This is a genomic window from Ruegeria sp. AE4 (assembly GCF_056542185.1).
Genome location: NZ_JBQFZK010000003.1, coordinates 67,803 through 90,412, shown reverse-complemented (window position 1 = coordinate 90,412; position 22,610 = coordinate 67,803). Strand labels below are relative to the sequence as shown.

24 protein-coding genes are annotated in these 22,610 nt (G+C 58.9%); 12 read left to right on the top strand and 12 right to left on the bottom strand.

What is annotated here, in order from left to right; genetic code table 11:
- Positions 1–2 precede the first annotated feature (2 nt).
- Positions 3–1,049 carry an MBL fold metallo-hydrolase gene (locus tag ACR0EK_RS07000; protein ID WP_480483075.1) on the bottom strand — a complete coding sequence of 349 codons (1,047 nt, stop codon included), beginning with the start codon at positions 1,047–1,049 and terminating at the stop codon, positions 3–5.
- Positions 1,049–2,752 (bottom strand): acyl-CoA dehydrogenase, encoded by a 1,704-nt coding sequence (locus tag ACR0EK_RS06995; RefSeq protein WP_480486599.1) that lies wholly within the window; start codon positions 2,750–2,752, stop codon positions 1,049–1,051. Before ACR0EK_RS06995 ends, ACR0EK_RS07000 begins: the two co-directional genes overlap by 1 nt.
- Before the next feature lie 138 nt (positions 2,753–2,890).
- Between ACR0EK_RS06995 and ACR0EK_RS06990 the strand changes: the two genes are divergently transcribed.
- A complete protein-coding gene (locus tag ACR0EK_RS06990; RefSeq protein ID WP_480899218.1) occupies positions 2,891–3,841 on the top strand; it encodes an L-threonylcarbamoyladenylate synthase in 951 nt (316 codons plus the stop codon).
- On the opposite strand, the gene ACR0EK_RS06985 is transcribed toward ACR0EK_RS06990, so the two are convergent.
- Positions 3,842–4,396, bottom strand: coding sequence for a YqgE/AlgH family protein (locus tag ACR0EK_RS06985; protein WP_480483069.1), 555 nt, complete (start codon positions 4,394–4,396; stop codon positions 3,842–3,844).
- A gap of 157 nt (positions 4,397–4,553) precedes the next feature.
- Between ACR0EK_RS06985 and ACR0EK_RS06980 the strand changes: the two genes are divergently transcribed.
- Positions 4,554–5,354 carry a protein-disulfide reductase DsbD domain-containing protein gene (locus ACR0EK_RS06980; protein WP_480899376.1) on the top strand — a complete coding sequence of 267 codons (801 nt, stop codon included), beginning with the start codon at positions 4,554–4,556 and terminating at the stop codon, positions 5,352–5,354.
- 4 nt (positions 5,355–5,358) lie between these two features.
- A complete protein-coding gene (locus ACR0EK_RS06975) occupies positions 5,359–5,778 on the top strand; it encodes an NUDIX hydrolase (RefSeq protein WP_480486596.1) in 420 nt (139 codons plus the stop codon).
- On the opposite strand, the gene ACR0EK_RS06970 is transcribed toward ACR0EK_RS06975, so the two are convergent.
- The 6 genes from ACR0EK_RS06970 to ACR0EK_RS06945 all read right to left on the bottom strand — a co-directional run bounded on the left by ACR0EK_RS06970 (position 5,775) and on the right by ACR0EK_RS06945 (position 13,266).
- On the bottom strand, positions 5,775–9,176 hold the full coding sequence (locus ACR0EK_RS06970; RefSeq protein WP_480899216.1) for an efflux RND transporter permease subunit: 3,402 nt from the start codon (positions 9,174–9,176) through the stop codon (positions 5,775–5,777). The genes ACR0EK_RS06975 and ACR0EK_RS06970 overlap by 4 nt on opposite strands.
- 5 nt (positions 9,177–9,181) lie before the next feature.
- Positions 9,182–10,630 carry an efflux RND transporter periplasmic adaptor subunit gene (locus ACR0EK_RS06965; protein ID WP_480486830.1) on the bottom strand — a complete coding sequence of 483 codons (1,449 nt, stop codon included), beginning with the start codon at positions 10,628–10,630 and terminating at the stop codon, positions 9,182–9,184.
- Between the two features lie 106 nt (positions 10,631–10,736).
- Positions 10,737–11,279, bottom strand: a complete 543-nt coding sequence (moaB, locus tag ACR0EK_RS06960) for a molybdenum cofactor biosynthesis protein B (protein WP_480486593.1) — start codon at positions 11,277–11,279, stop codon at positions 10,737–10,739.
- 6 nt (positions 11,280–11,285) lie between these two features.
- Positions 11,286–11,906: a LysE family translocator gene (locus ACR0EK_RS06955; RefSeq protein ID WP_267366057.1), complete on the bottom strand. Its 621-nt coding sequence runs from the start codon at positions 11,904–11,906 to the stop codon at positions 11,286–11,288.
- On the bottom strand, positions 11,903–12,502 hold the full coding sequence (locus tag ACR0EK_RS06950) for a metallophosphoesterase family protein (protein WP_480899214.1): 600 nt from the start codon (positions 12,500–12,502) through the stop codon (positions 11,903–11,905). Before ACR0EK_RS06950 ends, ACR0EK_RS06955 begins: the two co-directional genes overlap by 4 nt.
- A complete protein-coding gene (locus tag ACR0EK_RS06945) occupies positions 12,499–13,266 on the bottom strand; it encodes a uracil-DNA glycosylase (protein ID WP_480899212.1) in 768 nt (255 codons plus the stop codon). Before ACR0EK_RS06945 ends, ACR0EK_RS06950 begins: the two co-directional genes overlap by 4 nt.
- An 83-nt stretch (positions 13,267–13,349) precedes the next feature.
- On the opposite strand from ACR0EK_RS06945, the gene ACR0EK_RS06940 reads away from it, so the two are divergent.
- From ACR0EK_RS06940 to ACR0EK_RS06905, 8 genes are all read left to right on the top strand, one after another.
- Positions 13,350–13,964, top strand: coding sequence for a scavenger receptor class F, member 2 (locus ACR0EK_RS06940; protein ID WP_480869902.1), 615 nt, complete (start codon positions 13,350–13,352; stop codon positions 13,962–13,964).
- A 59-nt stretch (positions 13,965–14,023) separates the two neighbouring features.
- Entirely contained in the window at positions 14,024–14,959 is a 936-nt protein-coding gene (locus ACR0EK_RS06935; protein WP_267366053.1) for an aspartate carbamoyltransferase catalytic subunit, read from the top strand.
- Positions 14,956–15,474: a hypothetical protein gene (locus tag ACR0EK_RS06930; RefSeq protein WP_480899209.1), complete on the top strand. Its 519-nt coding sequence runs from the start codon at positions 14,956–14,958 to the stop codon at positions 15,472–15,474. The genes ACR0EK_RS06935 and ACR0EK_RS06930 overlap by 4 nt, the downstream gene beginning before the upstream one ends.
- Positions 15,459–15,845 carry a hypothetical protein gene (locus ACR0EK_RS06925; RefSeq protein ID WP_480506675.1) on the top strand — a complete coding sequence of 129 codons (387 nt, stop codon included), beginning with the start codon at positions 15,459–15,461 and terminating at the stop codon, positions 15,843–15,845. Before ACR0EK_RS06930 ends, ACR0EK_RS06925 begins: the two co-directional genes overlap by 16 nt.
- Positions 15,842–17,122 carry a dihydroorotase gene (pyrC, locus tag ACR0EK_RS06920; protein ID WP_480899207.1) on the top strand — a complete coding sequence of 427 codons (1,281 nt, stop codon included), beginning with the start codon at positions 15,842–15,844 and terminating at the stop codon, positions 17,120–17,122. The genes ACR0EK_RS06925 and pyrC overlap by 4 nt, the downstream gene beginning before the upstream one ends.
- Entirely contained in the window at positions 17,122–17,727 is a 606-nt protein-coding gene (gene plsY / locus ACR0EK_RS06915) for a glycerol-3-phosphate 1-O-acyltransferase PlsY (protein WP_480899205.1), read from the top strand. The genes pyrC and plsY overlap by 1 nt, the downstream gene beginning before the upstream one ends.
- Positions 17,724–17,993 (top strand): hypothetical protein, encoded by a 270-nt coding sequence (locus ACR0EK_RS06910; RefSeq protein WP_480483043.1) that lies wholly within the window; start codon positions 17,724–17,726, stop codon positions 17,991–17,993. The genes plsY and ACR0EK_RS06910 overlap by 4 nt, the downstream gene beginning before the upstream one ends.
- Before the next feature lie 193 nt (positions 17,994–18,186).
- Positions 18,187–18,663 (top strand): YHS domain-containing (seleno)protein, encoded by a 477-nt coding sequence (locus ACR0EK_RS06905; RefSeq protein ID WP_267365535.1) that lies wholly within the window; start codon positions 18,187–18,189, stop codon positions 18,661–18,663.
- Between the two features lie 129 nt (positions 18,664–18,792).
- Here the strand turns inward: ACR0EK_RS06905 and ACR0EK_RS06900 are convergent, their stop codons facing one another.
- Positions 18,793–19,776, bottom strand: coding sequence for a quinone oxidoreductase family protein (locus ACR0EK_RS06900; RefSeq protein WP_480899203.1), 984 nt, complete (start codon positions 19,774–19,776; stop codon positions 18,793–18,795).
- A 193-nt stretch (positions 19,777–19,969) separates the two neighbouring features.
- On the opposite strand from ACR0EK_RS06900, the gene ACR0EK_RS06895 reads away from it, so the two are divergent.
- Positions 19,970–20,827: a DUF2189 domain-containing protein gene (locus ACR0EK_RS06895; RefSeq protein WP_480899202.1), complete on the top strand. Its 858-nt coding sequence runs from the start codon at positions 19,970–19,972 to the stop codon at positions 20,825–20,827.
- Between the two features lie 30 nt (positions 20,828–20,857).
- Here the strand turns inward: ACR0EK_RS06895 and ACR0EK_RS06890 are convergent, their stop codons facing one another.
- Together ACR0EK_RS06890 and ACR0EK_RS06885 are read right to left on the bottom strand one after the other, a co-directional pair.
- A complete protein-coding gene (locus ACR0EK_RS06890) occupies positions 20,858–21,844 on the bottom strand; it encodes an NAD(P)H-quinone oxidoreductase (RefSeq protein ID WP_480899201.1) in 987 nt (328 codons plus the stop codon).
- A gap of 61 nt (positions 21,845–21,905) precedes the next feature.
- Entirely contained in the window at positions 21,906–22,598 is a 693-nt protein-coding gene (locus ACR0EK_RS06885; RefSeq protein ID WP_480967696.1) for a COQ9 family protein, read from the bottom strand.
- Positions 22,599–22,610 lie beyond the last annotated feature (12 nt).

The following is a 22,610-nucleotide window of genomic DNA, read 5'->3' as shown; positions in this document are numbered from 1 at the left end:
GTCTACCCTTTGCGCTGATACAGCCATGCCCCATCCGCGCGTTGCGTCCGGGTTACTGCACCAATGTGGTAGAGGTGATTTACATGTGCAACCGCCTCAACCAGCGCAAGGCCATACTCACCCTCTTGGATTGTACGTTTGAACAGCGGCATAAAGCAGTCAGCGGCAGATTTGGGCTGATCCAGATGATCCAGCAACCGTTCCAGCGCGCCATGGTGGTTGTCAATCAACTGCTTCATGCGCAACGGCAGACCGGTGAAGGGCAATTTGTGCCCGCCTAAAACCAGATGATCGGGACGGGCGAGTACCTGAAGCCTCTCACAGGCCTCCATCCATCCTGACACCGGATCTGCCATGGGTTCGGTCGCATAGACACCCAGATTGGGACTGATTGAACTGAGGATCTGATCACCGCTGAGTACCAGATTGTCATCGCGGCTCCAGAAGGTGGCGTGTTCCGGCGCATGGCCATTGCCCATATGAACGTCCCAGTCACGTCCACCCATACGGATCACGTCACCCTGCTTGATCCCGGTAAAACCCAGCGGCATGGGATAGACCGTGTCGGCAAAATTAAAGGGCCGGTCCGCCATCCGTTTGTTCAAAACTTCGGATGCCATGCCCGCGCTGCGATAGAAACCCAGCGTTTCTTGCGGCCAGGTTTCCTGCACATCCAGCGTCAGCATCCGCGCAAACAGCCACGAGGTGCGGCTTGTCACCAGCTCGGCGCCGTGTTCCGTCTGAAACCATCCGGCATTGCCAACATGGTCGGGATGGTGGTGAGTCACCACCACCCGCCTGATCGGCTTGCCTGCAAGAGGTCCGGCCATCAATGCTTCCCAGATGCGCCGCGTCTTGTTCGAGGACAGCCCCGTATCGATCACCGTCCAGCTGTCGCCATCGTCCAGTGCGTAGATATTTACATGGTCCAGCGCCATAGGCAGGGGCAACCGCATCCAGAGAACACCTTGGGCAATCTCGGTGGCTTCGCCCTGCGCGGGCGGTTCAGACCACGGATATCTGATCCCCAATACGTGATCCCCGTCCATCAAACTGCAAACTCGTCCGTGCTCAGCGCGAAAAGGTCATCCGCCCCGTTCTGTGCCCGTGCCAAAAGGCCCGTATGTTCGGGCAACAGGGCGTTGATATAATACCGCGCCAGTTTCGCCCGCGGCCCCTCTGGGTCGGCAAGGGCTGCGGTCAGGTGATAATGCCCGCCCAGCACCCGGGCAAATGCCTGCAGATAAGCAACTGCGCCTGCAAAGCGGTTATTCATATCGTCCTGTGCCACCAGCCATTCTGTCGCCTCGCGCAGCGTTTCGGTGGCTTCCCAAACAGGGCCCGCCAGATCAGGCAGTGTTGCACGGGCGCGTTCAGCCTGGTCTTCAATCTCATCCAGCAAGTTCGAAGCAGCCTCGCCCCCGTCCATCATCTTCCGCGCAACAAGGTCCATCGCCTGAATGCCGTTGGTGCCCTCGTAGATCGCGGTGACACGCGCATCGCGATAGAACTGAGCTGCGCCGGTTTCCTCAATATATCCCATGCCACCATGCACCTGGACCCCTGTTTCAGCCACACGCATCCCGGTCTGAGTACCAAACGCCTTGCTGATCGGCGTCAACAGCGCGGCCCGCGCAGCCCAATCGGCGTCACCAGTGGCCTCTGCCATATCGATCGCAACCGCATTGGCCAACAGGATCGCGCGCGCGGCATAAACATCAGCACGCATATCCAAAAGCATACGGCGCACATCCGCATGATCGATGATCGTCCCGGACGGCGTTTTGCCTTGTTTCCGTTCCAGCGCATAAGCCACCGCGTGCTGATATGCACCTTCGGCCACGCCAACGCCCTGTCCGCCCACGCCGAGGCGCGCATTGTTCATCATGGTAAACATGGCCGCCATACCGCCATGTTCGGCACCCACCAGCCAGCCTTTGGCTTTGTCATATTGCATCACGCAGGTGGGCGACCCGTGCAAGCCCATCTTGTGTTCCAGCGAAACCACTTTCAGATCATTGGCCACGCCAGGATCACCATTTTCATCAGGCAGGAATTTGGGGACAAGGAATAACGAGATCCCTTTGGTGCCGGGCACCCCATCGGGAAGGCGGGCCAGTACCAGATGGCAGACATTCTCGGTGAAATCGGTATCGCCCCACGAGATGAAGATCTTTTGACCGGTGATCGAATATGTCCCGTCACCGTTCGGCTCAGCCTTCGCAGACAGCGCGCCAACATCGGATCCAGCCTGAGCTTCGGTCAGGTTCATGGTGCCCGACCATTCCCCCGTCATCATCTTAGGCAGATACAGCGCTTTCAATTCGTCGCTGGCGTGATGCTCTAACGCCTCGATCTGGCCCTGAGACATAAGCGGCGCAAGTTGCAGCGACAGGCAGGCGGCACTCATCATCTCGTTGACCGCCGTGGTGATGGTCATAGGCAGCCCCATCCCCCCGTATTCAGGATTACCACTGATCCCGATCCAGCCACCTTCGGCAATTGCCTTCCAGCCGTCTGCATATCCCGGAGAAGTTCGCAGCACGCCATTTTCAAGCCGTGCAGGTTCCAGATCACCGGGACGCTGCAGAGGGGCCATCACCTCTTCGCACATCTTTCCAGCTTCGGTCAGGATCGCATTGACCACATCCCCGCTGGCATCAGCAAATTTATCCGTCGCAGCGACTTGGTCGAACCCGACCACTTGGTCCAGCAGGAACTGGTAATCTGAAATTGGGGTGCGATAGGGCATGATCACTCTCGAAGGCTAACAATTCAGAACATATCGGCAGGCTTGGAATTGTGGGCAAGCGCCGGTAAGCGTATGAGCTTGGATCAATTACCTACTGTCCCTTATGTTTCAAGCAACCAAAACGCGGCGTCACCAGTTATGATCTCAACCGGCACTCAGGAATTGACGGCGGATCCCGGCGGTATCGCGCGGGCTGCAGATATGTTGCGACAGGGCCTTCTGGTCGCTTTCCCGACCGAGACGGTCTACGGCCTGGGCGGCGATGCCCGCAACGGGCAGGCGGTGGCGTCGATCTACGAGGCCAAGGGGCGGCCCAGTTTCAATCCGCTGATCGCACATGTCGCTTCGGTCGCCGCGGCGCAACGGTATGTGCAATGGTCAGATCAGGCCGAGCATCTGGCGCAGGCCTTTTGGCCCGGTCCGCTTACCTTGGTTTTGCCCTTGCGCGAAGGGCACGGGATTTCATCGCTGGTGACGGCAGGTTTGGATACGTTGGCCGTGCGCGTTCCGGCACATCCGACAGCGCGCACGCTGCTGGCCAAATTTGATGGCCCGGTTGCGGCGCCTTCGGCAAACCCGTCGGGTCAGATCAGTCCGACCAAGGCAAGTCATGTCTGGTCAGGTCTTGGCGGCAAGATCGCGGCTGTTCTGGATGACGGGCCGTGCGGTGTCGGGCTTGAATCCACCATCATCGGCCTGGCTGGGGAACCTGCACTTTTGCGTCCAGGTGGCATCGCGCTGGAGCAGGTCGAAGAGACGCTGAAAATGCGTCTGCATCTGCATCAATCCGGTGATCTTCTGACCGCCCCCGGCCAGTTGCAATCACACTATGCGCCGGACGCTCCGGTCCGTTTGAATGCCAAAACCCGTCAGGGTGACGAGGTGTTTCTGGGATTTGGGCAGGTAGAGTGCGACCTGAACTTGTCCGCCACTGGCAACTTGACCGAAGCGGCGGCAAATCTGTTTGCGTTTCTGCATCAGCTGAACGAAACCGGGCGACCGATTGCCGTTTCTCCGATCCCTGACACGGGTTTGGGGGCGGCAATCAATGACCGGCTGCGGCGCGCGGCGGCACCCCGTGACAGCTGATCACGCTCGCCCCGCGCTGGCAGAAAGGGTCAGCGGGTCCACGCCCAAAGAAGCCAACGCTGCCTCCCATTTCGCATCATCGGGCACATCGAAAACAAGTTTCGACGTTGCTTCGGTGGTTAGCCAGCCGTTCATGGCAATTTCATCCTCAAGCTGACCGGGCCCCCAGCCGGAATAACCCAGCGCCAGCATCGAGTTCAGCGGCCCAGTGCCTGACGCCAAATCCTCGAGCACATCAAGTGTCGCCGTCATGCTGAAATCCTCGGAAATCTGCATTGAATGCAGGTTGGCCTCGTAATCGGCGCTGTGAAGGACAAAGCCGCGTGACATCTCGACCGGCCCACCGAAATGCACAAGGCGTTCGCCGACAATCGGAACACGGCAGGCGATGTTCAGTTGACCCAGCAAAGTCTTGATCCGCAGGTCCGAGGGCTTGTTCACAATCAAACCCATGGCACCGTCGTCACCATGACTGCACACATACACCACCGAATGGTCGAATCGCGGATCCCCCATACCAGGCATCGCAATCAACAGTTTTCCGGTCAGGTCCATGGGCCGCCATCTCTTTCTCAGAACACCTCAACAATGGCCCCGCAGCATGTCTATTGGCAAGAGAACAACAGGTATTTTGGCGGATTTCATCCCAGTGAACAGAACGTGACTTGGAATCCGGGCCAACGCCGCGCATTTAAGAGGGATGAAGATGTCGATGAAACACACTGCCGTCGCTGCACTCGCTTGCCTGCATCTGGCCGCCCCGGTTGCCGCTCAGGGTCTGGACGGCGTGGTTCAGCTGGATGTTCTGGATGGCGGACGGACTGCAAACGGCACTTATCTTACCGCCTTGAAGGTGACGCTTGAGGATGGTTGGAAAACCTACTGGCGCGCGCCCGGAGATGCTGGCATCCCGCCGGAAATCAACTGGAAACGCTCAAGCAATGTCGGGCGTGTAGAGATCACATGGCCTGCCCCCGATGTCTTCGATCAGAACGGGTTGCAGTCGATCGGTTACAAGAATCAACTGGTCCTTCCGATTGAGATTACGCCGCACAACCCTGCCAAGCCGGTCCGATTGCAGGGCGAAATGGATCTGGGCGTTTGCAAAGACGTTTGTATTCCGGAACGTCTGGGCTTTGACCACACGCTCGACGCTAATGCCGGACGCCATCCCGCGATTGCCGCCGCACTGGCGCAACGCCCTTATTCCGCGCAAGAAGCTCGCGTGTCCAGTGCCACCTGTCGTCTGACGCCGACTAAAGATGGTATGCGTATCGAAGCACGAGTGACCATGCCATCGGCAGGTGGTCATGAAGTGGCTGTGATCGAACCCGGCAATCCCTCCCTCTGGGCGTCGCAGCCGGTTGCGCAACGGCAAGGTGATACGTTGGTGGCCGAGGCCGAGATTATCAATGCATCGGGCACACCCTTTGCACTGGATCGGTCTGAAATCCGGATTACAGTTCTGGGCGCCAATCACGCAGTTGATATTCAGGGCTGCAGCGCAGGCTGAATTCATGACCCAATCACCAAAAATCGGTGCCCTGGCCGTTGTTCTGCATCAGGATCAGGTTCTTCTGGTTCAGCGCAGCAAGCAGCCCGACGCCGGGCTGTGGGGGTTTCCCGGCGGCCATGTCGAATGGGGTGAAACCGTATTGGAAGCGGCACAACGCGAATTGCTGGAAGAAACCTCGGTGATCGCGCAGTCGTCACATTATCTGAAAAATCTGGACCTTGTGCGCCGAACCCCAGATGGGCTGATCGTGTCCCATTACCTGCTGGTCGGGGTCGCCTGCCAGTATCGCTCGGGCACGCCAAAGGCCGGTGACGACGCATTGGATGCCCGGTGGTTTCCCGTCGATCAGATACGCCAGGGCAACCTGCCCATGAGCGCGCGGGTCATTGAGCTTATGGAATATGCCTTGCGTGCGGTTTAAGCATCTGCCGATTTCGTGAGGCGACCATAAAGCATGCCTGAGGCAGCAATGCTCAGAATCACAATCGGCACAGCTCCGGCAACAAACGCGCCCAGCCCCATTTTCAATGCGGCAATGCCATCATCACCGGGATAAAGACCTTGTAATATGGCAAGCGGTGCACCGTTGATGGCAGGCCAGATCATCGTCAAGGCAAACCAGACCCCAAGCATCGCGCCGGTTCCGGCCAACGCGCCACGAACAACCTTGTCAGGGGCCCGCGCCGCGCGGCGCATGGCTGTCATCGGACGTGCCACGTCATTGAGAACTCCCAGCAAGGCAGGCACAAGTACCAACACCAGCAACATTCCGAAACCAAGCCCGTAGACCAGTGTGATTACTGTCGGTTTCAGGAACTGCGCCTGTTGAGAGCCTTCGTATAGTAAGGGCGCTAGCCCAAGAACCGTCGTCAGCGTGGTCAGCATGACAGGTCGCAACCTGTCCGCCGTGCCATCCAGAATCGACGGAATCAACCCGCGATCCTGCTGGTATGCGTCGATCGTGGTCACCAAAACGATCGAGTCGTTGATAATGATCCCTGTCATGCCCAGCAGCCCGACAACCGTGAACATGCTCAGTGGCACCTCCCAGATGTAATGGCCCCAAATCGCCCCGACCAGGCCAAAGGGAATAATCGCCATGACCACAAGGGGTCGTGTCCAGCTGGCAAACACCCAGGCCAGTACAAGGTAAATACCGGTCAGGCACAGGATCAGACCGTTGCGGGCCTCGGACAGGAACTCGTTTTCCTGTTCGCTCAGACCCGACATGCGCCACTCAACCTGCCTTTCGGCTGCGATATTGGGAAGGATCTCGTCCTGCATCACGCGTTCAATTTCGGCGGCCCGTGCCGGATCGTCTTCCGAAATGTCACCTGTTACCGAAACCACCCTCAGGCCGTTTTCACGCCGAACCGTCGAAAACCCGGACTTGCGCTCGACCGAAACGATATCAGCCAAAGGTACGTAGACCCCATCAGGAGAACGCATCAGAGTTCGTTCCAGAAAATCTGCCGTCAGTTCACCTTCGGGCAGTTCGACACGGATCTCGGCACTGCGCGGCCCGTCGGGGAAGGTTGCGGCCTCAATCCCGTTCAAACGGTTGCGCAAAGCCCGCCCCAGCGTTTCGATCCGAAAACCCAGCGCCTGACCCTGCGCTGTCAGGTCCAGAAGAAACTCTTCCTTGTCATATGCCAGAGTGTCTTCGAGCGCCGAGACTTCAGGAAACTTCGACAGCGCGCTTTGCAGATCTTCTGATGCGGCTTTCAGGACATTTACGTCCGAGCCATAGAACTGCACGTCGATGGCGTCGCCACCGGGGCCGGACCGCCAACCGCGGAAGCTGATCACCTCGACCTTGGGGTGGCGCGGTACGAAATCCTGTAGCTCGCCCACAAACTCAAAACTCGAATATGGGCGCAGATCGGCGTCGATCAGTTCAATCGAAATGCCCCCCAGCACACTGCCGTCCTTGCCGTCAGCCGCAGCAAGAGCACGCCCGGCATTGCCACCAACCTCGGCCAGGACATAGTCAATTGGATTTCGGCCATGACGCTCTTCGTAGATCCGGCCCAGCTCGTTGGTCGCATCCTGTAGAATGCGCATCATTTCAAGCGTATCTGACCGGGTCGACCCTTCGCGCATGATAAACCCGCCGCTGACTGAGCTGCGTTCAGGTGCGTTGAAGAACCGCCAGTTCACGTCGCCGCGAATGAACAATGCAACCTGACTGGCCAGAATAGCAATCATCAACGCGGCGACCACATAACGCGCCCAGATCACCCAAGCGATCAACGGGCGGAACAAGTGATCCCGAACCCAACGAAAGCCACGATTGACGACACGGTTCGGCAGATCGTACCAGTGTTCCTTGGCCGAATGCGCAATTGCGTGCGCCATGTGATTGGGCAGGATCAGGAAGCATTCCACCAGCGATGCAACCAGAACTGCGATCACCGTGAAGGGGATATCGCGGATCAGCTCTCCGAAACGTCCTCCAACCAACGTCAGGCCGAAAAACGCAATCACGGTCGTTACTGTGGCGGCCAGAACCGGCATTGCCATTCGACGGGCGGCACGCTCAGCGGCTTCCACAGGTGTCTCACCCAATCGGCGGGCGCGATAATCGGCGTGCTCTCCCACGACAATCGCATCATCTACGACGATCCCCAAGGTGATGATCAAACCGAACAGGGAAACCATGTTCAGCGACAGACCGCCCAGATACATCAGCGCGATCGCCGCCGACATCGCCACCGGGATACCCGCCGCGACCCAAAACGCAATGCGCGCATTCAGAAACAGGAACAACAGGATGACAACCAGCCCCAGCCCCATCAGCCCGTTATCCACGAGGATGTTCAGCCGGTCGGTAATCGCTTGCGCACGGGTACGGATCAGATCAATTCTCACACCTTCAGGCAGGCTGGCCTGCATCTCGCGGGCTACGTCCTCGACCGTGTGCTGAATACCTATCGCATCTCCGAGGTTCGACCGGTCCACTCTGATCGACATGGCGGGATTATCGCCCACATAATAGCTGCGGTCGCGAGTGACGCCTTCAATCCGAATTGTGGCTATGTCGCCAACCTTCAGCTTCGACCCGTCTTCGTTCGTCCGCAGCGCGATGCCTTCGATCTGTTCCGGCGTGCGTTTCTCAGTTCCCGCCCGGACACGAGCACCCGCGCCTTCGACATTGCCAGCGGGGTCCGTATTGACTTCGGCACCTATCGCTGCCGCGATTTCGGCCATCGTTATATCGTTTGCGATTAACTGAGCGGTGGTGACCTCGACAACGATGCGCGGTGCGGCAATACCCCGGATTGTCGTGCGGGTCACACCTGATGCGAATAAACGATTGATAAGCTCATCCGTCAGCTTAGCCAGCTGAGCAGTATCGGTCGGACCGGTAATCACCACATCCGTCACCCGATCACGCCACGCACCGCGTTGAATCTTGGGCTCCTCAGCGTCTTCCGGCAGATCTGTGACAGCGTCTACGGCGGTCCGGACTTCCTCAACAGCGCGGGACACATCCCAGTTGGGTTCGAATTCCAGCCTGATACGGGTCCAGCCCGGATGCGAGGAAGCCTCGGTACTGGTCACCCCTTCGACGGCCAGCAGCGCAGGTTCCAGCAACTGCACGATCCCGGCGTCCATGTCCTCGGGCCCGGCACCATCCCAGGTTACGGATACATCGACGCGTTCCAGAATGACGTCCGGAAAGAACTGCGCCCGCATGTTCGGGATTGCCGCCGCGCCAAGAACCAGCATGACAAGCAACAGCAGGTTGGCAACTGTCCGATGCCGCGTGAAGTAACTGAGAATGCCGCCCGCCGCGCCAGGTATCTCGCGCATCATGGCGTTTATCCCCCAGCCCTGGTTTCAATGCTGCGCACCAAAGACGTCGGCACACGAGCTTCGCGCAGCCGGGTTAGAACCTGCGTCTTTTCCTTCGGAGGCATCGCACTGTTCGCCTCGACTTGCGCCACAAGTTCGGCGCGCTTCTCGTCCGTCAGCTCGACCATTCCGGGGTCTGCACCCGCCTCAAACCGCAGGGGCCGCACCCGCACGCCCGACCCAAGCAGGGGGGTTCGCCCGACGACGACCTCTCGCCCTTCCAAACCGTCGCCCCGCAGCAGAACCTCGTCCCCCTGGCGGCGGATGAGTTGAACCGGCAGGCTTTCCAAACGGTCATCAGGGCCAAGCACCAGAACTGTTCCGGATGCATCAAGGGCCGACGACGGCAGTCGGTAAACTCCGGCAAGCGGTTGTTCCTGAACTGAAACCGTAACGAAATCCCCGGGTTTAAACCCCGATGCCTCTTGCAGACGGGCATAGATCAACCGCCCGGTCTGGCCTTCACCGGCAGACCCGCTGTCGCGGCTAATCTGGCCAATCGCGGTCAGATCGGTCCCTGTCACTTCGAGCGATATGGTTACCGGCGCGTTGATCAGACGATCGCCGCCATCCAAAAGCCGCACATATTGCGCGGTCGACACCCGAAATGCCACCTCAAGGTCGTTGGGATCAACCAGTTCAGCCAGCTTTTCATTTGCCGATACCAGCCGCCCTTCCACAAGCGTCACATCCGTTAAAGTACCGCCAAAGCCCGCCCGGATTGTCATGTCGCCCAGATCACGTTCCGCAGCTTCCAGTGCTATCATGGCGCGGGCCAACAGGGTTGATGCCTGATCCACACGGGATTCAGCCTGTGCCAGCGCAATACGCCGCGCCAGTACGGCCTGTTGCGCCGCTGCGGCAGCCAGTTCGGCCTCTTCCACGCTAGCGGCGGCCCCCACGCCCCGAGATTCCAGATCGCGTTGACGTTGCAACGCCCTTTCCCGCAGTTCCGCCTGAGCCTCAGCCGATTTCAGCTCGTCCTGCGCCAGCAGCAACGAGCGTTCTGCATCGCGCTCTTCAAACTGAGCGTCCAAGAGGTCGGACTTGGCCCGATCCAGTGCGGATTGCGCATCTGCCGGGTCCAGTTCAACCAGCACTTCGCCAGCCTCAACAATTCCACCATCTTCAAAGTCTTCCGCCAGCGCGACAACGCGACCACCAAGCGCCGCGCGCAACTCCAGCCTGCGGCGGCTTTGAACCTCTCCGAAAGCTTCAAGATATGGGGTGACGGTTTCCGCCTCGGCAGGCCGAACCGAAACAGCAAAGATCCTTTCTCGAGCGGGAGGTGTCGCGTTATCGTGCGTCAAAGCCTCCTGAACGGCCCCAACGATCATCTGCACGGCAACAAACAACAAAGCCAGCGCCAGAAACGCCAGAAAAATACCGACAAGACTATGCCGCAGAAATCGCATCAATCAGTTACCCCGGTTGCACCACGCTGCCGTCCACAACATGTAGCTGGATCAGGAAATATGCCAAGCCACAAGGCGGTTATACGGAATGGAACGTATGACCAGTCTACTTCCGTCGCAGATGTTCGTCCAATCTGGGCATTATTTCCACAAAATTGCACGGGCGATGGCGATAATCGAACTGTTTTTCCAAAATACCGTCCCACGCGTCCTTGCAGGCCCCCGGACTGCCGGGTAATGCGAACAGGTATGTCCCCCCGGCAACGCCCCCCGTCGCCCGTGACTGCACCGCCGAAGTTCCGATCTTTCCCATCGAGATGATCGTGAAGACAGTGCCAAAGGCTTCGATCTCTTTTTCATAGACATCGCGATGCGCCTCGACGGTGACATCGCGCCCAGTCAGACCCGTGCCGCCGGTCGAAATCACGACGTCGATCTGTTCGTCCGCTACCCACGCGCGTAACTGATCTGCGATCTGTTTGCGCTCGTCCCGAATTATCCTGCGATCCGCGACGACATGGCCTGCCTTTTCAATCCGGTCCACCAATGTCTGTCCCGAGCGGTCCTCTTTCATCGATCTGGTATCCGAAACAGTCAGTACGGCGATCTTAACCGGGATGAACTCCATGGTTTCATCAATGCGCGACATGTGGTGTCAGGCCCTTTCCAGAATGGCAAGCCGGACCGCAAGGGCCGCAAAAATGCCCCCTGTAATCCAGCCCAGAATACGTGAGGCGCGCGGATTCGAGACCAGATGGCGCCCCGCGCTTCCGGCGAAAACACCAACCAGCCCGTTCACGACGAACCCACCGATGCCGATGATTGTGCCGAAGATCAAAAACTGCATCAGGACCGACCCCCGCGACGGGTCTACAAATTGCGGGATAAAGGCCAGAACGAACAGAATAACCTTGGGGTTCGTCAGATTGACAAGCATCCCATCCCGAAAGGACAACCGGGCCGGTTTGACGGGGGCCTCGGCCGACACTGCGCCATTTCGAACAGCACCCCAGGCAAGATACAACAGGTATGCAACACCAACCCAGCGAATGACATCGAACAGCCATGGCAAGGCCGCAACCGCCGCGCCGAGGCCCAGCCCAGCCAGAAGGACCTGTATCATTCCACCCGCGGAAATCCCAGCACTTGCGGCAATTGCTGCGCGCGGACCTGATCGCAGGCCCTGACCGAAACAGAACATCATATCCGCGCCCGGTGTCAGGTTCAGCGCCAGCGCGGCGGGAATGAAGGCAAGCAGCGTTACCAACTCAATCATACAGCGATCTCGAACCAGTTTACCTTGGGGCCAAGGTTGGCGATCCGGGTGCGGCCGATCGAGCCGCGATATCCCCAGCTGTCGTGAATATGGCCGCAAAACGTGAATCGGGGCTGTATCCGCTCGATCGCGTTCCGAACAGCGATCGAGCCCACAGCCATGCCTTGCGAGGTCACGTCCCCATGGCCCTTGGGCGGTGAGTGCGAAATCAGGATATCTGCTCCGCTGCAGCGCGCCAGCAGTTCGGCGGCCTCACCCTCGGTCAGATCACAGGACCAATCACCAAACGGTGTGGGTGGAACACCGTAGCCAAGCCCGAACAGGCGCAATCCATCCACCGTCATTCCCGTTCCATGCAGAACATGCACACCCTCGGGCACAGCTTTGCCCAGATCCTCTGCGCTTTCTGCATTCCCGGGTATCAGGACCAGCGGCGCTGAAACGCCCGAAAGCATTTGCATCGCCTCGTCCAGACCCTGCCGCATATTGCAATAATCCCCTGCGCCGATAACCAGGTCGGCATCAGCGCTGGCCGCCACCAGATCAGCGGCGCGGTTGCGTGCCATATGAAGATCGGAAAACGCCAAGACCTTCATGCCTCACCTCGCAGCCGGGCTTGCAACTCCAGCAGGTCAGCCCAGGCCTGCCGCTTCATTTGCGGCTGGCGCAGCAAATAAGCTGGATGAAACATCGGGATCACAGGCAGGTCCATCGCCTGATCCCATTGGCCGCGCAATCGGGTAATCCCGCGCTTGCCCAGAACGGCCTGACAGCTGATATTGCCCATCACCACCAGAACCTCGGGCCGGGCCAGCGCCACGTGACGTTCCAGGAAGGGCTTCATCATCCCGATTTCTTCGGGCTTTGGGTCACGGTTCTGTGGGGGCCGCCATGGCAGCACGTTTGTGATATAGACGTTCTGCCTGCGATCCAGATCAATCGCGGCCAACATGCGATCCAGCAACTGGCCCGCGCGCCCGACAAAGGGCTTGCCCTCGCGGTCTTCGTCGCGGCCCGGAGCCTCACCAATAATCATCACCCGCGCACCGGGCGTTCCATCAGCAAAAACCAACTGCCGCGCCCCGCGCTTCAGCTCGCAGTGATCAAAAGCTTCCATCGCATCGCGCAGCTGATCCAGTGACCCCGCCCCCTTGGCCGCTGCTTGCGCAACCGTTACCGGGTCGGTCTGTCCGGGCTTTGACGGGATGGCTGCCGCAACTTCTGCCTTCTTGGGCTTTGGTGATGTGTCCGGCACCGAATATCGATCAACCGGAGCATCCCCGATTGCCTCGGTCACGCCCAGTTCGACCTGCCATTCCAGCAAGGCCCGTGCAGAGTAATAGTCCAAGCCCGATTCCATATGGATAATTTACCCGCCTGAGGGCTGATGGAAAGCGAATTGGGCTTGATCGGTCGCTCTGTCGCGCCGACCATCAGGGCACGATGCTCAGAACCTTGCGAATCCTCCTGATCGGGCTTGGACTGGTGCTTACCGGCAATCCGGCATTGGCGACGTTCCACAACGAACAGGGCCAGTGCCGTGCGGGCCAGTTCAAATGCGGCACCACCTGCTGTTCCGGCGGTCAAAGATGCAGCTTTGATGGGCACTGCATACCGCTGGGCGGCACCTATTGCGGTGGCGGGCGCAGCTGCGGCCCGTTTGAACGCTGCGTAGCGGGAGGAGCGAGCTGTGCACCCGCAGGCGTGAACAAATGCACATCGCGTCTGGATTGCCCCGGTGACAGTTTTTGCAATGGGCGCGGCGAATGTGAACGGATCACACCAGATCCGGGTACAGCCCCTCCTACGATATGCGAGGATGGCCGAACTTGTGCGCGCGGCTCGTCCTGTCTGCCGGGTGGGGGGTGTTCCCGTCCGGGATGGTTCCTGTGCGAAGAAACAGGCTCGCAGTGCCGTCCGGGATTCAAATGCTCGGACCATCAGGGTTGCGTGCCGATCAAAGCCATCGACTGCGGATACGGCAAATGGTGCAAACCAGGTGAACAATGTCTGCCCGAAGGCGGCTGCGAAAAACTGCCAGAGGGTTCTGATCCTTAGGTTGCTTTGCACCGCGTGGCTTTCTATAAGCGGCCCGATTGTCAGACAGGAGCCCGCCCATGCGTTTCGCCCATCGTCACCTTCTTGGCATCGAGCATCTGTCGCAATCCGATATCACCGAAATTCTCGATCTGGCCGAAACCTATGTCGACATGAACCGCCAGTCGACCAAACATTCGGATGTGTTGTCGGGGCTCACCCAGATCAACATGTTCTTTGAAAACTCGACCCGAACGCAGGCAAGCTTCGAACTGGCTGGCAAGCGTCTGGGTGCAGATGTGATGAACATGGCGATGCAGGCCAGTTCGATCAAAAAGGGCGAGACGCTGATCGACACTGCGCTGACCCTGAACGCGATGCATCCCGACCTTTTGGTGGTGCGTCACCCGCATTCGGGCGCGGTCGACCTGCTGGCGCAGAAGGTCAACTGCGCTGTTCTGAACGCAGGCGACGGGCGGCACGAACATCCGACACAAGCTTTGCTGGACGCGCTGACGATCCGCCGCGCCAAAGGTCGCCTGCACCGTCTGAACATCGCCATTTGCGGCGATGTCGCGCACTCTCGTGTTGCTCGATCCAATTTGATCCTGCTGGGCAAGATGGAAAACCGCATTCGTCTGATCGGCCCGCCCACACTCGTGCCGTCGCAATTCGCCGAGTTCGGGGCCGAGGTTTATGACGACATGAACGAGGGTCTCAAAGACGTCGATGTGGTCATGATGCTGCGCCTTCAGAAAGAACGAATGGACGGAGGCTTCATCCCGTCAGAACGTGAGTACTACCACCGTTACGGCTTGAATGCGGAAAAGCTGGCGCTGGCCAAGCCCGATGCCATCGTCATGCACCCCGGCCCAATGAACCGCGGGGTTGAGATCGACGGAACCCTGGCTGATGACATCAATCGATCCGTAATACAGGAGCAGGTGGAGATGGGGGTCGCTGTCCGCATGGCCGCCATGGACCTTCTGGCCCGCAACCTGCGCGAGGTTGCATGAACAATCTGAAAGTCGCCCCCCATGAACGCGGCGTTCTGCGCCTGTTCACACTGGACATGCGCCCGGAAGAGGCAAAGTTCCTGCGCGAACCGGGTGCCGCCGATCAGGTGCTTGGCATCGACGGGCTGGACCCCGAGCAGATCGACATTTTTCCGGTATCCGACCTCGAAGCACTTGGGCTTTACGGCTATCTGAACGAAGGGTGCGGCGTGTCCGAGGATCAGTTGGACCGTGCGGCGCTGGCGCAGATCGGCGGATGGGTCATGGTTCTGCGCAGCGCGGCGTTCAAAGACCAGGCCACGACCCTTGAACCCGATCCCCGGCTTCACCTGACGGGTCTTTTCACGGAAGTGGCAACCAATTGGACCGGCGGTGTGATCGAAACCGAAAGTGCCAAGCCTTTCTCCGCCCCGCAAACCGCGCCGGTTGACAACAAACCGCTCCGCATAGGCTCGGCTGTTATGGCATTGGCAGTACTTTTGGTCACCGGAGGGATTCTATGGCTGATCCTGTAGTCTTTGCCCCGGACAAGGGCGCGTATATCCGCACCAATGCATGGCTAGCGGCGGCTGCCATGGCCGGTGCAATGGCTGTCTTGTGGTTGACCGGCAACCCTTATGTCTGGACCGGAGCACCCGCCGGCCTCGCCGCAATTGGCATCCGCGCGTGGTATCTGGCATCGGAAGAACTGGCTGCTAACTGGGAGATGACCGGCACTTTGTTGACCGGCCCCGGTCCCCGCAAAGTACCGCTGAATCAGGTCGAGGCGGTTAAAACCATGGGCAGTTTTGTCCAAGTCGTTACCAAAGGCGGCGACAAACACCTGATCAAGTATCAGGCCGATCCCGCCGCCACGAAGGCCGCCATCGAAAGGGCTGTTCCATGACTTCCGTTCTTTTCGCCAACGCCCGCCTGATCGACCCCGAAGCCGGAACAGAGTCAACTGGCTGGTTGCAGGTGAACAATGGCCGGATTACCGCCCGAGGCGAAGGAAGCGCGCCGTGTACTGAAGGGCATATCGTAGAGTGCAACGGCAAGTGCCTCGCCCCTGGCATCATCGATATTGGCGTCAAGGTCTGTGAACCCGGTGAACGTCATAAGGAAAGCTATCGGTCAGCAGGACTTGCTGCTGCAGCTGGCGGTGTCACGACGATTGTCACCCGACCGGATACTCTGCCAGCAGTCGACACACCGGAAACGCTGGAATTCGCGACACGCCGGGCGCAGGCCGATGCGCCAGTCAATGTTCTGCCGATGGCTGCCCTGACCAAAGGGCGCGAAGGGCGTGAGATGACCGAGATCGGGTTTCTGATGGACGCGGGCGCGATCGCCTTCACCGATTGCGATCACGTCATCACTAATACCAAGGTGTTTTCCCGTGCCCTGACCTATGCGAAGTCCTGTGGCGCGCTTGTGATAGCCCACCCGCAAGAGCCGGGGCTGAGCGCCGGGGCCGCAGCGACCAGTGGCAAGTTCGCGGCACTGCGCGGCTTGCCCGTAGTGTCACCGATGGCAGAGCGGATGGGGCTGGACCGCGACATTGCCCTGCTGGAGATGACCGGTGCCGCCTATCACGCCGACCAAATCACCACTGCCCGGGCGCTGCCTGCACTGGAGCGCGCCAAGCGCAATGGGCTGGACATAACCGCAGGGACGTCGATCCACCACTTGACGTTGAACGAGCTTGACGTGGCCGACTATCGCACCTTCTTCAAGGTCAAGCCGCCGCTGCGATCAGAAGACGACAGGCAAGCGGTAATTGAAGCTGTTCGCACCGGGCTGATCGATATCATCAGCTCGATGCACACCCCTCAGGACGAAGAAAGCAAGCGCCTGCCGTTTGAAGAAGCGGCCTCGGGTGCGGTCGCACTGGAAACGCTTCTGCCCGCGGCCTTGCGCCTGTATCACGCGGGCCAGCTGGATCTGCCGACGCTTTTTCGGGCCATGGCCCTTAACCCGGCCAAGCGGCTTGGACTGGACAGCGGTCGCCTGTCGAAAGGCGCGCCAGCGGATCTGGTTCTGTTCGACCCGGATGTGCCTTTTGTGCTTGATCGGTTTGCACTAAAATCGAAATCTCAGAACACTCCATTTGACGGCCAGCGGATGCAAGGTAAGGTCATTTCGACCTATGTAGCAGGTAATGAAGTGTTCCGGAGACCCTGATGCCCCCAATCGACAACTCAACTAGCGAACTGCTCCAATGGGCGGTGGTTGGATATCTGATGGGCTCTATTCCCTTCGGCCTGTTGCTGGCCAAGTTCATGGGGTTGGGAAATCTGCGCGAGATCGGTTCCGGCAATATCGGAGCAACCAACGTTCTGCGTACCGGCAACAAGACCGCTGCGGCACTGACCTTGCTGTTTGACGCAGGCAAGGGGGCGGCGGCCGTTCTGATCGCACGCGCATATGCGGGTGAAGATGCAGCCCAGGTTGCCGCTCTTATGGCGTTTCTAGGCCATTGCTTTCCGGTTTGGCTGAGCTTCAAGGGTGGCAAGGGCGTGGCAACCTTTCTGGGGCTTTGGCTGGCACTGGACTGGCGCATCGGTGTTGCCTGCTGCCTGACCTGGCTGGTCGCGGCGGCAATCTGGCGGATATCCTCGGTTGGCGCATTGGCTGCGGCCGCGCTGTCAACGACTTGGGTGTTGTTGCTGTCAAACGGGACTACATTTATCCTTGGGATAATTCTGACACTTCTGGTCTACTGGCGGCACAGCTCGAACGTCGCGCGGATCAAGGCCGGAACGGAACCCAGAATCGGAAAGCCGTGATCGCGCCAGACGGGTTTCTGTATGCCCTTTTTGCACTGCCCTTGGGCAGTTTCACCGGAACCTCCGGCGGTCGGCGCTATGTTGTTGTGCGTCAACGAATGGCGGGTGGTAAATCCCACAAGCTGGTTGCGCACGAACTGGGCGGAGCCGACTATATCAGCCTGAACCTGTATCAGACCATGGGCAGCGGCGCGTTGCTAAGACCCTGTGAAATGTCCGCATGCAAAGTCATCGCATTTGTCCTGAACCTAAGGCCGGATGCCTGAGGCGAGATCGGCAAAAAAGAACAGTGGCTCTATCACCTGCGCACAATCACAAATCATTGTTTTGAACGTGATCAGCCCGCTTCCCAAATCGCTATCGTGACGGTCAATTACGGGCCACACAGGACAACAATCTGGGCCTTACGGCGGCAATTTTCGCGGTGTCGAACGGGCTCTTTTCACGAAAGGTGAAGCAATGAACAAGTTTAAATCTCTGATCAGTGGCGTGGCACTGTCTGTCACATTGGCAACCTCCGCGCTGGCGGCTGGTGTTGAAATCAACGCAAGCTCGACCGGTCTGGCGATGCAGGGTTATGATCCGGTGGCGTATTTCACTGCTGGCGAGGCAACCAAAGGCGACTACCGCATCACTGCGTTGCACGATGAGGCACTGTACCGGTTCTCTTCGGAAGAAAACAAAGTAGCCTTTGAAGCCAACCCCGAAGCATACCTGCCCGCATATGGTGGCTATTGTGCCTTCGGCGCGGCCATGGGCTTTAAATTCGACGGCGACCCGAACCACTGGAAGATCGTCGACAACAAACTGTACCTGAACCTGTCCAAAGACATTCAGGAGCGCTGGGAAGGCGACATCCCGGGTTTCATCGAAAGCGCGAGCGCAAACTGGGAAACGATTGCTGAAAAATCCCCGGCAGAGCTGCAATCGCAGTAAGATCTGACTGTTTCAGGCAAAGCGGCGGCGGGTTTTCCGCCGCCGTATGTTTTTTGAACACCTCTCATCCTTCCCCAACGGGCGAAACATATATCCGCATTCTAAGGACGATGGCGTTTGGGTACTGCGTTACAGATCCAGAATTGTGCTGCCGGTCGTTTGCCGCGCTTCAAGCGCACGATGCGCATCAGCAACCTGATCCAAGGCAAAACGCTGATCGACATGGATTTTGACCTCACCCCCCTCGACTTTGCCAAACAGGCGACGCGCCATTGCCTGACACACCGCATGATCCGCGATATGTGTAAATAACGTGGGCCGGGTGATCTTGAGCGAGCCTTTCTGACCCAGAATCCCAAGGTTGAACGGTGGAACCGGGCCCGAGGCGTTGCCGAAGGAAATCATCATGCCCAGCGGTTTCAGGCAATCCAGTGATCCTTCGAATGTGTCCGCCCCGACCGAGTCCATCACCACGTCGACGCCCTGACCCTTTGTAATCTCAACCACGCGTTCTGCGAAATTCTCGGACCTGTAATTGATGCAATGCGCGGCCCCGTTAAACCGGGCAAGGCTGCATTTCTCGTCACTCCCCGCCGTTCCGATCAACGTGATGCCTTCGGATTTAGCCCATTGACATGCGATCAGCCCGACCCCGCCAGCTGCCGCATGGAACAGAACCGTATCGCCCCGCTTCAATGGTGTGGTCCGGTGAAACAGGTATTCAACTGTCAGACCTTTCAGCATCATCGCTGCGCCGGCTTCGAATGTGATGCCATCCGGTAGCGGGCAAACCTGCGCTGCGGGCATCACACGCGCCTCGCAATATGCACCGGGCGGTGCTGCGGCGTAAGCGGCCCGCTGCCCCGGCTGAAGGTGGGTCACCCCTTCCCCAACCGCTTCAACGGTTCCCGCCGCTTCCATGCCTAAAGCATGTGGAAGATCAAGGGGATACAGGCCGGTGCGTTGATATACGTCGATGAAGTTCAACCCGCAGGCCTGATGCCGAATACGTATCTCACCCGGACCGGGGTCGCCCACTGGCCTGTCTTCGATCCGCAGAACCTCAGGCCCACCAAATTCATGAATCACAACCGTTTTCGCTGTTTGCTGCATCCTGATCTCCTCTTGCCTGCCATCAAGCTAACATGACTGTGACACAGGGCAATCCGTCCGATGCCGGAGTATTGATCCAGATTTCGCAAATTTATGTTATACTGAGGTATGGCGTTGCCGGTTGGACCGGCCACGGGCAACTGAATGCCGGATCCGTTCCGCGGCGCAAGTCTCGCCAGGGAAGGGTGAAGAAATGGCTAAGACAATCGGAAATCCGATCAGCTGGGCAGCCCAGGCTCTGGGCGCCACAAGTGACCACGTCACCGAAAGCGTCTCGCAACTTGGCAGTGCAGATCCAACGCAAGTGCCAATGGTGCAGACCTTGACCCTGCAAGACTTACGGGCCTGCCTGAGGGCGGGGTATCAGGATTTTCTCGAAACTCGTGCGGATGTCGTATTCATTGTCCTGGTTTATCCGATCGCCGGGCTTTTGATGTTCGGCTTTGCCCTGAATGCCAATCTGGTTCCGCTTCTGGCCCCTCTGGTCGCAGGCTTTGCGCTGATCGGGCCTGTTGCGGCCGTGGGCCTCTATGAAATCAGCCGTAAGCGTGAACAGGGCAGCGAGGTTCACTGGCTGGACGCATTTGGTGTATTCCGCTCGCCGTCATTTGGAGCAATTCTCGTTTTGGGGTTTTACCTTGTGATGCTGCTGCTGCTTTGGCTGATGGTTGCGCAAAGCATTCACACCTACACGATGGGCCCCGAGGTTCCTGCGTCGCTCAGCGTATTTGCCACGCAGGTGTTTACGACCTCTGCGGGCTGGACGATGGTCATTGTCGGAACCGCAGTTGGGTTTGTTTTTGCCCTTTGCGCTTTGGCGATTAGCGTCGTCAGTTTTCCCTTGCTGCTGGACCGCAAAGTGGGCCTGCCGGTTGCCGTTGTGACATCATTCAGGGTGCTGCGTCACAACCCCGGAGTCACTCTAACCTGGGGGTTTATTGTAGCGGTGCTTTTGTTTCTGGGGGCTTTGCCACTGCTGCTGGGTCTTATCGTGGTGATGCCAGTTCTGGGTCATGCCACGTGGCATCTGTATCGCCGCGCCGTTGCGTGAACGCGCGGGACACGCCCGCGCATTCTAAACTCAACCCGCAATCTTCAGAACAATCTTGCCAATATGGCCCGAGCTTTCCATGCGCGCGTGGGCTGCGGCGGCCTCGGTCAGATCAAACTCGCTGTCCATCACGGGCGCAACTTTTCCGGCATCCAACAGAGGCCAGACAGCTTCGCGCAGGTCCTGCGCGATTTGCGCCTTGGCCAGATCACTTTGTGGGCGCAAGGTGCTGCCGGTCAGGGTCAGGCGCTTGACCATCATCAGGGCAAAGTTCAGCTCGACCACCGGGCCTTGCAGAAACGCGATTTGCACCAGCCGCCCATCTTCGGCCAGAGCCTTGACGTTGCGGGGGATGTAATCACCGCCGACCATATCAAGGATCAGGTTTGCCCCACCTTCGGCGCGCATGGCTGCTACGAAATCCTCGTTTCGATAGTTGATCGCCTTTTCCGCGCCCAGTTTGACACAAGCCTCGCATTTTTCATCCGACCCAGCCGTGGCAAAAACGCGCGCGCCAAAGGCATTGGCCAGTTGGATTGCCGTCGTACCAATTCCGCTGGACCCACCGTGAACCAAAAAGCGTTCACCTGCCTTCAACCCGCCACGCATGAACACGTTGGACCAGACTGTAAAGAATGTCTCGGGCAGACACGCTGCCTCTTTCATTCCCATACCTGCAGGCACTGGCAAACAATGGGCCGCTGGAGTCGAAACGTATTCCGCATATCCTCCGCCCGGCAGCAGTGCGCAGACCTGATCGCCGACAGACAGTCCTTCGACCCCCGCACCGACTGAAACCACTTCGCCCGAAGCCTCAAGCCCCGGCAGGTCGCTGGCACCCGGCGGCGGATCGTAAGCGCCCGCGCGTTGCAAAGCGTCGGGGCGGTTCACCCCGGCATAGGCTACTTTCAATACAACCTGTCCGGCCCCCGGCTTAGGAATAGGGCGTTCGGTCAGCTGCAATACATCGGGACCGCCCGGTTGAGTGATCTCAACAGCACGCATCATCTGGGTCATAGGCACCTCCTTTGCCCAATGCCTAGCAGGCATCAGAGGCAAGGCCCAGCACCAAGACGTGTTACTTTCGGGGGTTCAACACTCCAGGCAGATCACCCTGCATCTTGGACGGCGCCCTCACCTGACCCGCCAGCCAGTTCGGAACTGCAAGAAAGGGTTTCAACACCGGGTTGTCACGCACCTGAGCCTTGAGCTTTTCGAACTCCATGACATTTGCGATCCGGCGATCCAGAAACTCCCAGGTGCGCTGATAGTCGGGGCTGTCATCGCCCAGCCAGAACAGCAAGGTCGAGGAATAGACCCCCGACAAGGTTGCCCGTTTGGTGTACCAGTTCACATCGTCCGATGTATCGCCCAGCGCGCCCCAGATCAGGTCACAGGTCTGCCATAAGGCCTTGGCCCCATCGGCCGCATATGCTGGCAGGGAAAACAGCGTCATGCCCCGGCGCACCAGCTCTTTGTCTTCAACAGCCTGCAACCGGAACCTGACCGCGGCGGCAATCTTGTCGCGAAATTTTAGCCCGCTCATGTCCTCGGACCTGAGGCGGTCCAGCATCACCTGATCGCCGCGCGCATGAAAGGCCAGTGCCAGATCAACCGCCCCACGCGGGCAGATTGCACGTGCCAAACCGTCATCCACACCACAATCGGAAACCGAGGCGCGAAAGCTGGCTTCCGACCAGCCGTCGAAAGGAACATGGTTCAGCATCGCGTCCAAAAGCTGCCGTTTTGCATCTTCATATGTGGTGGTCATGACGGTTCTCCG